The organism is Methanomassiliicoccales archaeon, from assembly GCA_038740345.1.
Classification (GTDB): Archaea; Thermoplasmatota; Thermoplasmata; order Methanomassiliicoccales; family UBA472; genus JAJRAN01.
Window position 1 is genome coordinate 1 of sequence record JAVYMA010000035.1, and the last position, 10490, is coordinate 10490.

The 10490-nt window shown below is 33.1% G+C and carries 10 protein-coding genes; 7 read left to right on the forward strand and 3 right to left on the reverse strand.

All coding sequences use genetic code 11. From position 1 onward, the window contains the following. A partial coding sequence (locus QW520_08560) for a hypothetical protein (protein ID MEM0449854.1) occupies positions 1 to 1205 on the forward strand: 1205 nt, incomplete at its 5' end. A 756-nt stretch (positions 1206 to 1961) separates the two neighbouring features. Here QW520_08560 and QW520_08565 read toward each other — a convergent pair. After that, positions 1962 to 2666, reverse strand: a complete 705-nt coding sequence (locus QW520_08565) for an ATPase domain-containing protein (protein MEM0449855.1) — start codon at positions 2664 to 2666, stop codon at positions 1962 to 1964. A gap of 110 nt (positions 2667 to 2776) precedes the next feature. Between QW520_08565 and QW520_08570 the strand changes: the two genes are divergently transcribed. Next, positions 2777 to 3538, forward strand: a complete 762-nt coding sequence (locus QW520_08570) for a hypothetical protein (GenBank protein ID MEM0449856.1) — start codon at positions 2777 to 2779, stop codon at positions 3536 to 3538. A 204-nt stretch (positions 3539 to 3742) separates the two neighbouring features. Further along, a complete protein-coding gene (locus QW520_08575; protein MEM0449857.1) occupies positions 3743 to 4216 on the forward strand; it encodes a CBS domain-containing protein in 474 nt (157 codons plus the stop codon). Here QW520_08575 and QW520_08580 read toward each other — a convergent pair. Then, positions 4205 to 4966, reverse strand: coding sequence for a HesA/MoeB/ThiF family protein (locus QW520_08580; GenBank protein ID MEM0449858.1), 762 nt, complete (start codon positions 4964 to 4966; stop codon positions 4205 to 4207). The two genes, QW520_08575 and QW520_08580, sit on opposite strands and share 12 nt — an antisense overlap. Before the next feature lie 85 nt (positions 4967 to 5051). Here QW520_08580 and QW520_08585 point away from each other — a divergent pair, with 85 nt between their 5' ends. The 4 genes from QW520_08585 (at position 5052) to QW520_08600 (ending at position 9545) form a co-directional block, all read left to right on the forward strand. Further along, positions 5052 to 5981 (forward strand): prenyltransferase, encoded by a 930-nt coding sequence (locus QW520_08585; protein MEM0449859.1) that lies wholly within the window; start codon positions 5052 to 5054, stop codon positions 5979 to 5981. Between the two features lie 196 nt (positions 5982 to 6177). Beyond that, positions 6178 to 7155: an ABC transporter ATP-binding protein gene (locus QW520_08590; GenBank protein ID MEM0449860.1), complete on the forward strand. Its 978-nt coding sequence runs from the start codon at positions 6178 to 6180 to the stop codon at positions 7153 to 7155. Further along, positions 7155 to 8249, forward strand: coding sequence for an ABC transporter permease (locus QW520_08595; protein MEM0449861.1), 1095 nt, complete (start codon positions 7155 to 7157; stop codon positions 8247 to 8249). The genes QW520_08590 and QW520_08595 overlap by 1 nt, the downstream gene beginning before the upstream one ends. A gap of 132 nt (positions 8250 to 8381) precedes the next feature. Beyond that, the gene (locus QW520_08600) at positions 8382 to 9545 is read left to right on the forward strand and encodes an aminotransferase class I/II-fold pyridoxal phosphate-dependent enzyme (GenBank protein ID MEM0449862.1); all 1164 of its coding nucleotides are present in this window, start codon (positions 8382 to 8384) and stop codon (positions 9543 to 9545) included. A 182-nt stretch (positions 9546 to 9727) separates the two neighbouring features. Here QW520_08600 and QW520_08605 read toward each other — a convergent pair whose 3' ends face one another. Then, positions 9728 to 10378, reverse strand: a complete 651-nt coding sequence (locus QW520_08605; GenBank protein ID MEM0449863.1) for a GNAT family N-acetyltransferase — start codon at positions 10376 to 10378, stop codon at positions 9728 to 9730. Between the last annotated feature and the right edge of the window lie 112 nt (positions 10379 to 10490).

Below are 10490 nucleotides of genomic sequence, written 5' to 3' on the forward strand. Positions count from 1 at the left end.
TGTTGGTATGGAAAGTATTTACAGATACCAATTTACAAATGTCTCTGGAGCTTTTAGGCATTTATCTAGATATAGAGATAATCAAATTTCTTATCATTTCTCTAATCACTATCGAAGCATTGAGATATCCTATGGAATATATTGATTATCATAGAGATTCTATAATAAATAAAAATTCAGAAACGCAGTCCTTTAAGAGCGTTCAGTTTTGGTTGGTTGACTTTTTAAAAATAACATCATTGGAAAAAGGGATTGAGAGCCTTATTAGAGCCCTAACATTTTTCTTAATATTACCTCTTCTTTTCATAATTATTATAGAATCTATTATAAAAACAATGGATGAACAATGGGTCAGGGAACTTTTAGGCATATTAGAGATGGAAAAGAATGTCATAATTATTTGGGCAACGATTCTAATTATACCGGCGTTCCTAGCTGGAATTTACCCGCCAGGAAATTTATGGAGATTATTTTATATATTTATTATTATTTTAATTTTGGCTTTTTATTTGGGGAGTTTGCTTTTAAATGGTAAGCTAGAATTTTTTATAAAAAAGCAGGGATTATCTTTTGATCTTGAACCTGTTTGGAATTTACTTTATGTCCTCATAATTCTAACAATGCTGATAAAAATAGGTGAATTCCTAGATAATCGAAAGGGCTTTCGTTCATCGAATGGTAAAAATAAGGTCCAGTTAAAAAGAAAAGGTTCTATTCTTAATGAGTTTCACTTTCAAAACGGCAAATACCAGCTTGGCTTTAAGGATACCAGAAATACAGCTCTATGTTATTTGATTATTCCCATAATAATTTTATTATTACTTGAATCATTTACAAAGTTACTGGTGAATAATTATCTGTTTTTGAATGAATTAAAAAGAATCGTTTTTATAATTTATTGGCTCTCTTTACCGTTAATGATTTTTGCTTTCTTTAGAGGATTTTATCCTAAAGGTACTATTCCCAGATTATTTTTTGGAGGAGTTATGTGTATTATGCTTTCAATATGGATAATAACAATAATGAATGGAGGGCATATTATTTCTTCATTAGAGATAGAAGGCGCAAGTATAGGAATCGATATTGATGCTACTTATTTAATAATTGTTATAATAATGTTTCAATTGATTTGGTTATCATATTATATTGCAGAGTTCTTTTCTTATCGGAGTGAGTGGAAACAAAATGAATTATTAAAACATTGAATTAAATTTTTTTATATTTTTATAAACAAATATTATATAAGAATATAATATTTTTGAAGGAATACATTCTTACCTTTGGGTTAAGCATAAAAATGCCATGATTTTGAAAATATTTTGACAATGTTTTTCCGCTCACCATAATGTTGTTGCTCTTATTATTTAGGTAAAAATGTGTTTTATACTTGGCCTGATATTTCCATGTTTTTCTTTGGTCTTTCAGCTGAACTTATGCAATCTTCTGATTGAAAAAAATGCAAAAGATTTAGATTTCCATCATTAGATCGTTGTTTATCCACTGAGTTGGATCATGAAACAATCCATACTTTTCAAACAATCGCAAATAGGTTATTTTACTTGAAATAAAAAAATAAACAACTTCAACAAGCCGAGTATTTCAAATACACACCTATTTATAAGATGGTTCTAGTGTATGGTCACCTCATAAAACTAACTTCGGCCTTTGATACTCCATCTAAATTCATGAGTTCGTTTTCGGCTTGTTAAAAACAATCAATCCCAATTGTAGCTTGTTAAACTTTTTCATTTTACATGAATCTTTAATATCATATCTTTAAATAAATATTATTTGTCCTTTTTGAGAAGTTCATATTTAATAAGTTATTCAAATAAATTATAATAGTAATTAAAATTAATTACATTACTTTTCGGTATGTTTTGAAAGCTCAAAAATTTAAAATTATATAAAAAATTTTTCACAAATAATATCAAAATAATTTATAATGAAATTTAAATAGATTAAATATCTAGTCTTATCCCCTTTTCCGTAATCTCAAAAATAATATAATTTATTGGGTGTCTGGTATTTTTCATCTTTATGATCTCCAACACCCTTTCTCTAGAATCTGCATATAGACTGTCCCTTTTAAATAAACGAATTACTCCATCAAATGAATATGTTGCAACTTCTCCAAATTTTTCGATCAATCTTTCATTAAAAGTCAATATTGACGTACATCCTCTATAACTTAGGGCGTATATCAAATAATCCAATTGTTGACGAAAATTGGAGATGGCCATATCCAGAGTTAATATTCCAAGGTTATCTACAACAACAGCATCAACCTCTCCTTTAATATTCTCAACTATGGAGCTAAACCCTATTTCTGAACCGTATGAATTAAATTTGTAATCATCTACCATTTGTGACTCAAAAATGCCTACAAAATGTAAGAGCCCCTGTTTTTCATAGCCGTCCAAGTCCCATCCGAATATTGAAGCCTGCTCAATAAGATCTAATCTCTTTTCTTGGACTGATATATAAACAGCTTTCTTACCTGCAGCACAAACAGAATTAACGAATTGCAATGCAAAAATTGTTTTTCCGGCACCCGCTGGCCCAGTAATTAATACACTTCCTCCTTTTATATATCCTCCAATGAGCTTGTCAAGTTCAACGATACCAGTGGATATTCTTTCCAAGTTTGCACCTTTCCATTTCATGATATCTTCATCCCGTATTTTTAAATTATTCTAGAAACATAAAATTACTATATTTTATAAAATTAATTCAAAATTTTAGTTATATTGTAAAAGATAACAGATAAATAGTGTTGAAGTTTTCAGACCTAGGGGAAATATCTATGGGTATTAGTATTGCTATTAGAGAAACTGACGCTCCAGAAGCTTTGTGCCGAGAAAGAAAAAAACATTATATTAAAGCGTTCTTGCGTGATATTAAAGGATTTGAAGAATATGCAGACTGGGATATGACAATTAGTGCTGAAGAAGCAAAGAAAGTGTTTGGGTCGGATTGGGATATTTTTTTAAAAAGGAATCGCATTGAGCCAACATCAGAAGTCATCTATTTAGAAAAAATAAAAGTTGAAGAAGATAAGATTAAATTAATGCCTTTAATGAAAAAGTCATATTCAGGATGGGTTTCCTTAGAAAAAATTCCTATTAGTCTAAGGGAAAGGATATTAGAAATTTCCTCACCAGATGATCGATTAACAAGCTGGGATATGCTTTCTTTTGATGAGATGGGCGAGATTTGTAATAAATGTGGACTGTCATGGGATAAGGGAAGAGGATGCATAGGGGATTTCGGACCTGAATCATCATTACTTCCTCAAGTAGCCAAAAAATATGAACTTGACATTATTGCGAATGTTGTGGAAAATGCTAAAACCAAAAAAATATTTACTGAAAATGATGCAAAAGAACTTTTGAGAGAGATAGAAATTCTTAGACAAAAAATGCCAAATGAGCCAAAGGGAAAATTATTGATTTCTAGATACACAGGCGTTTTGGAAAGATTGGAAGCAGTGGCTAACATTTGCCTAAAATACAAAATTGGATTTTATTTTGTTTAATTTTTTTTATAATTAAATTTTAGATTTATTGAAAATAGATTAAAATTAATTAAATATTAAATTAAAAATACAATAATAATTTTTTAAAAAGTTAATATAAATAAGTTAATACCAATCTTCATTAATTCAATTTTAAAATTTTATTGAATTACAGATTTCTAGATATCGGAAACTGCTAAGTATTAGAGTTTGATTATTGGAATTATGCTATCTGGCAAACCATTCTCCTCGTTAAAAGTTGCTGATGCCCATGAACTCATTAATTCTAAACCTCCAGCCGTATTGAAAAATGCCACTTTGCGTGAGGCGATTGAGGCTTTGTTAGCAAATCCATTATCAAGGAATGTTTATGTCATTGATACAGAAGGAAATCTTGCTGGCGCAGTGACAGTAGAGACGTTGTTGAAACATATTGGCTATCGTGCAGGTGTCAGAGAAAATAGCGCCAAAGCTTTTATCGCACTGCTTCGGGATTCGCTAAAGGAGCAGGTAGAAGAGGTAATGAAAAGGACCAAACCCGTAACGATGGATACACCATTAAAAGAAGCTCTCTATATAATGCTTGACGAGCATATGACGGATTTACCGATAGTAGATCAAGATTATAAATTAATAGGAGAGCTAATAGGTTTAGAAATGATCACTGCCGCAAAACATCTTTTCGCATCAAAGCCCTGAACAAACATTGCAAGATGGATTTTTTTCGATTTCTATCTCTTCCCAAACCCCGCTCGAAAGATTCCCTGTTAAAAGACGGCCAAATAAAGGTCTTCCTATACCCGTTATCAATTTGATAGCCTCAACGGCCTGCATTGAGCCAAAAACTCCCGCTACTCCACCCAATATAGCTATTTCAGATTTAATTGAAGGTAAAGAAGAAAAAAAACAATTTAGGCAAGGAGTATGGGGCGGTTTAATAGTTGTAATTTGACCGTGCATGCTTTCAACGCCGGCGTGAACTAATGGTTTTCTTTGAGCAACACAAAAAGAGTTCAACGCAACTTTTGCAGTTGAGTTGTCAGTGCAATCAAGAATAACATCTACATCGGTAAGAAGAGTATTTGCATTACCTAAGCTCAGTCTTTTTGGAACAATTGATATCTCGACTTCATCATTGAGCTCTTTTAATTTTAAAGCAGCAGATTCTACTTTCTTCTTCTTCAACGCTAAATCATCCTTCCAATACAATATTTGACGATTAAGATTTGACAAATCTGGATATTGATCATCAATTAGAATGAGTTTGCCTATCCCTGCTGCGGCTAAATATAAAGCAGCAGGACAACCTAATCCTCCAACACCAATCACTGCGACCTTGGAATTTCGTAATTTAACTTGACTAGTTTCACCAAAGTTGTCTATGATTATCTGACGATTATAACGTATTACTTCGGATTGGGTTAAGGAAAATTTTTCATCAAGGTTCAAGTTTCTCCCTACCTAAAGATGGTCTATTCGGATTAAATTTAATATCAACACGCTATCTTAAAATAATTATAAATACCAACCTTCTATGATGAAAGCCAAGAAAAAATGGATATTAAAAGACTTTGTTAAATTATCTAGACCGCATTTTTTAGTCCCGGGATTTTTTCTATATTCAATGGGGTCTCTCCTTGCCGCTTGTCGAGGATTTATATTAGAATTTGATAAATTCCTTTTTGGTTATTTAATATTCTTTTTCGCCCATCTTTCCGTTTCTTATAGCAATGATTATTTTGATCAAGAGACGGATTCCAGGGGAACCTCAACTATTCTATCTGGAGGCAGTGGAATCTTGAAAGAGCATCCTGAAATGGCTAAATTATCGATCACTGTAGCTCTTTTACTACTTATTGCATCTGCCCTTTTTGCATTAGCATTCATGATTTTTTATGATTACAATATAAATTTTCTAATTTTTTCTATACTGGGGGGATGGTTGGGGTGGTTTTATAGTGCTCCGCCAGTAAGATTAGCTTATAGGGGATTTGGTGAAATAGCTACTATGATTGCAGCTGGATTAATGATGCCAGGGATGGGATATTTTGTAGTTTCTGGAAACTTAGATATTTGGTTTATTGTTATTTCAATACCACTTGTCTGTTATGGGCTTTTTTTCATTTTGACTGTAGAATTACCAGATTTAGAAACGGATACAATTTCTGGCAAGAGAGGATTTCTGGTGCGCTTCGGACGAAAGGCGGGTGCTTGGTTATCTATGCTCGCTTGTTTTTTCGGATTCTTAATTTTTCTATATTTTAGTATCAGCGGGATTTTGGGGTGTTGTGTTGATTTTAAATCTTTAACCGTCGTCTCTATCATACCACTAATAGCTGCAACTTATCACCTGGCCAATTATTCAGAGACACAGCAATTGATAATGCGCCAAGTATTATTCAATTTTGGAACCATGATAATATTTTTAATTTTAGCTAATATTATTTTAATATCATGTATATAAATTAAATCACTGGAAAATGAGTTAATTCAATAAAAATAAACCTATAATAAATTAAATAAAGAACGAATTTGAGTATTATATATTATTAATATTTATTTTTACAATAATTATATTATATTAATATTATATTAATAAAATATATTATTAGTTAGAAAATCATAAAATATGCGAAACTAAATGCATTATGGGTTAGAAATTGGTTGAAAAGGTCATCGAAGTTCATAGTTTAGTAAAACGTTATGGTTCATTCACAGCAGTAGACGGAATAAGCTTTGAAGTGAAGAAAGGAGAAGTATTTTCACTACTTGGCCCAAATGGAGCAGGAAAAACCACTACAGTTGAAATTATGGAGTGCCTTCGCTCCCTAACATCTGGAAGAGTAGAGATTTTGGGTATGGATGTGAATAAAGATTCAAGTAAAATTAAAAAAAGGATAGGAGTGCTTCCTCAGGACTTTAATGCATTCGACTTTTTAACAGTTAGAGAAAATATTGAATATTTTGCGGGCATGTTTGACCGACAAATATCAATAGACGAAATAATCAAAGCGGTGGATCTCCTAGAGAAAAAAGATGTTTGGTTCAAAAAATTATCGGGAGGTTTAAAGCAACGAGTGGGTGTCGCTATATCCATGGTTAATGATCCCGAAATAATTTTCCTTGATGAACCGACAACTGGGTTAGACCCCAAAGCTAGGCGTGATGTCTGGGAAGTGATAAGAGATCTTAAGCAAAAAGAAAAAACGATAATTCTTACTACACACTATATGGAAGAAGCGGAAATTCTCTCGGACCGAGTAGGAATCATTGATCACGGGAAATTATTAGCTATAGGCACCCCAAAAGATATAATTGATAAATATGGGACAGGCAATAAATGCATAATTTCCAATTGCGATGATGTTTGTGCGAAAGCATTGCAGCATCAATGGCCAGGATTAGAAAGAAAGAATGGAGATATAATATTAACGTTTGAAAAGAGCAGTTCTCTTCCTGAAATAATTTATACCCTTGATCGTTCAGGAGGAAACTATGAACAGATTAAAGTCACTAAACCCACTCTAGAAGATGTATTTTTAAGACTCACTGGAAAGAGGTTAAATGATGAGCAAAAAGATTCTAAAAAGATGAAGAAAAGAATTCGTTTTTTAAAAAGAGGGAGAGGAGTTTCGTAATGCCTCACAGAATTTTAGTTGCAATTAAGGGTGAGATTAAGACATTTTATAGAAATAAGTCTACAATTTTTTGGACTTTGACTTTCCCTATAGTATTAATTTTGCTATTTGGAGCTATTTTTAGCGGTTCGGGAGGAGGTGTAGTTGATATTCATGTTCAAGACCTATCTGATTCAAGCTTTTCACATCAATTTATTCAAACTTTGAAAGATACAGGCTCTGTAAAAATAATCAATGTTAGCAAGGAAGCTAACCTGGAAGATTATATTAAAAATAATTCTCCCTATGCACTTCTTATAATACCACCGAATTTTCAAAACGCCACGATTAATAATTCATATAACTCCACTCAAATTAGAGTTCTCACAGAACCTACATCATCAGCCTCCAACTTGGTCAATGGTTTGATAAGTGGGGTTACAAGTCAATATAATTTAATCCTGGCAAATGGAACGAATCGCATTACAATCAAATATAATGACATTGCAGGAGAAAAATTTGGCTTCATCGACTTTTTCCTTCCAGGAGTTATTGCATTAACCACTATGACGACAACCATATTTTGGATGGTAAGTGTTATGACTCGTTATCGGACTAATGGCATATTCAAAAAATTAACAACCACGCCTATAACGAGATATGAATGGCTAGCAGCTCAGATACTTTGGCAATTAGCAGTTGTAATTATCTCTGTATTCATTATCATGCTTGTTGGTTTTACCGTCTTTAATATGCATCTTACACTTACGCCTTTAGCAATTGTTGTAATAATATTGTCTTCAGCACTTTTCAGTAGTATAGGAATGATAATTGCAAGATTCATCAGGGACGAGGAAAGCGCTTCAACAGCCGCTAATTTAGTCACATTTCCAATGATGTTTTTATCTGGCATATTTTTCAATTTAGCCATGATGCCTTCGTTCCTTCAACAAATAGCTAAGGTTTTACCTCTATACTATGTTGGCGAAGCTTTGCGCAATACGATGGTATATAATAATCAGAATTTAGCACTAGAACAGACCAATTTTGTGGCAATTCTATCTCTTATATTTTTTGCAGCTGGCGTCGTATTGTCAAAATGGAAAGAAGATTAATATGAAAATAAAATAATTATTTATATTTTTATTTAATATATTTATAATTTTTATCTCTATTTATAAAAATAAAATTGGTGAAGCGTAGCCAATTAATACCTTGTCAATTATTCACATGCCGAGCTGAATAATATGAAGTTGAGTGGAAGTGAACGTTCCAAAATCATGACACATTCAGACATTCGCGCTATGACAATAGAATGTGCTAGGTTGGGAGGTATTAACCTTGCCCAAGGTGTATGTGATTTAGATATTCCCCCCATCGTCGTCGAAGCAGCGAAGAAAGCTATAGATGATGGTTGGAACACCTACACTCGATACGATGGCTTGCCTGTTTTAAGAGAAGCCATTGCAAAAAAAGTAAGATCCTTCAACGGGTTAGAAGCTGATGCAGAGAAGAATATTATTTGCTCCGAAGGAACGACGGGTGCCATGTTCGCAACTTGCATGGCCCTTCTTAATCCGGGCGATGAAGTAATTATACCAGCACCGTACTATCAATATCATGTTTTTACCATTCAAATGTGTGGCGCGATACCAGTCACACCAAAATTGGGGCCACCGCCAGAGTGGAGATTTGATGCAGATACTATACAAGAAAGTATTACAAGTAAAACTAAAGCTATCATAATCAATACTCCTTCAAACCCAGCAGGAAAAGTCTACTCTATAGATGAATTAAAAGCTCTACGAGATATATGTGTAGATAATGATATCTTTTGCTTTACCGATGAAATATATGAATATTTTGTCTATGATGATAGGAAACATATTTCTCCTGCTTCGATAGAGGGTATGTCAGAAAGGACCATTACCATTTCTGGTTACTCAAAATCATTTAGTATAACTGGATGGAGAGTAGGCTATGTCCATTGTCATGAGAGATGGAAAAATACTATTGGTTATGTCAATGACCTAATAAACGTATGTACCCCAACTCCTTTCCAAATCGCGGTGGCTAAAGGTATAGAGGAGCTTCCCCAATCTTATTACACTGGAATTTGCAAAGATTATGCTATAAAAAGGCAAATGATGTTGGAGGCTTGCCTCAATGCTGGTTTGAAGGCCTATAAGCCAGAAGGTGCGTATTATGTTTTAGCAGATGTCTCGGGAGTCCCAGGAAAAACGGCTAAGGACAAAGCGATGTATATTTTAAATCGAACAGGTGTAGCAGCTGTCCCAGCAACAGCATTTTTCCCAGACAAGACAGGTGACACGATGGTAAGATTCTGTTTTGCAAAAAGGGATAACGTTTTAAAGGAAGCGTGCGAAAGATTACAGAAGCTGAACGATTAGCTTTTTTTAACACAGTTTCTATGAGATCCTGTCTCGCTCATCTAAACAAAATATAAAAAATAATAGGATAAGAAATTTAAAAAATGAATTATTGCATTTTGAAATTATATTTTAACTTAATATTTTATTAATAAGATAATATTAAAAATATAATTTTTATTTACTATATTAAATACATGATTTTATCTTAAATCGTTCAATGACATGAAATCATCGCCACACCATACATGTAACTCCTCTGAGCTTTTTTTAACTGATCCTTTGCAGAATTTATCTGCTCGAACCCATCTCGAAAGGCCCTCCATCATCTGCCATAACTCATAAGGCATATCAGGCTCAAAATAGCCCATCTTATGCAGTAACAATTTTGTTTCTTGTTTTGGGCTCTCAATCCAAATTGGATCATGATTACAATTTAAAATGAAATCTTGAATCATTCGAGTAGCTATTCCCCTTCGACGGTACTCGGGACATACATATAGTTGCGAAAGGACCATTGGAAAATGTACCTTTTCGTGGGCATATTTGGAAAATTCGTGACGAGGTTCTATAAAAATATAGTAACCTACAGGCTCTTTACTCATTGAATTATCAATCCAAGCTAATTTTGCCTTTTCCTTTTTATACTTAAAAAAAACAAAACCTGGGTTCTCTACTCGCGCTCGAGTCTGGAGATATTTTAAAATAAATCTATCCTTGTAATCCCTGACTGTAGAGAGGTGAAGGTTGAGTGAGTTGGTATGCTGGAGAGGAGTTAGGCTGTTTTTACATAGGTCTTCAGATTTAACTTCTATTATTGAGCACTTAACGTCTTCAAGCCCTATTTCAAACATATGCATCCCATCCTCCTAATGTTATTCATAAATTTTCAATAAAGGTATATGTATTTCTCTGAGATTCCATAAAAAAGGTAGATTAATGCGAAGTTTCGGCTTTATTTTGTTC

Coding starts and splice junctions, on each gene's coding strand:
- QW520_08565 (MEM0449855.1), bottom strand. CDS start 2,666: ATGAAATGGAAAGGTGCAAACTTGGAAAGAATATCCACTGGTATCGTT.
- QW520_08575 (MEM0449857.1), top strand. CDS start 3,743: ATGCTATCTGGCAAACCATTCTCCTCGTTAAAAGTTGCTGATGCCCAT.
- QW520_08585 (MEM0449859.1), top strand. CDS start 5,052: ATGATGAAAGCCAAGAAAAAATGGATATTAAAAGACTTTGTTAAATTA.
- QW520_08595 (MEM0449861.1), top strand. CDS start 7,155: ATGCCTCACAGAATTTTAGTTGCAATTAAGGGTGAGATTAAGACATTT.
- QW520_08600 (MEM0449862.1), top strand. CDS start 8,382: ATGAAGTTGAGTGGAAGTGAACGTTCCAAAATCATGACACATTCAGAC.
- QW520_08605 (MEM0449863.1), bottom strand. CDS start 10,378: ATGTTTGAAATAGGGCTTGAAGACGTTAAGTGCTCAATAATAGAAGTT.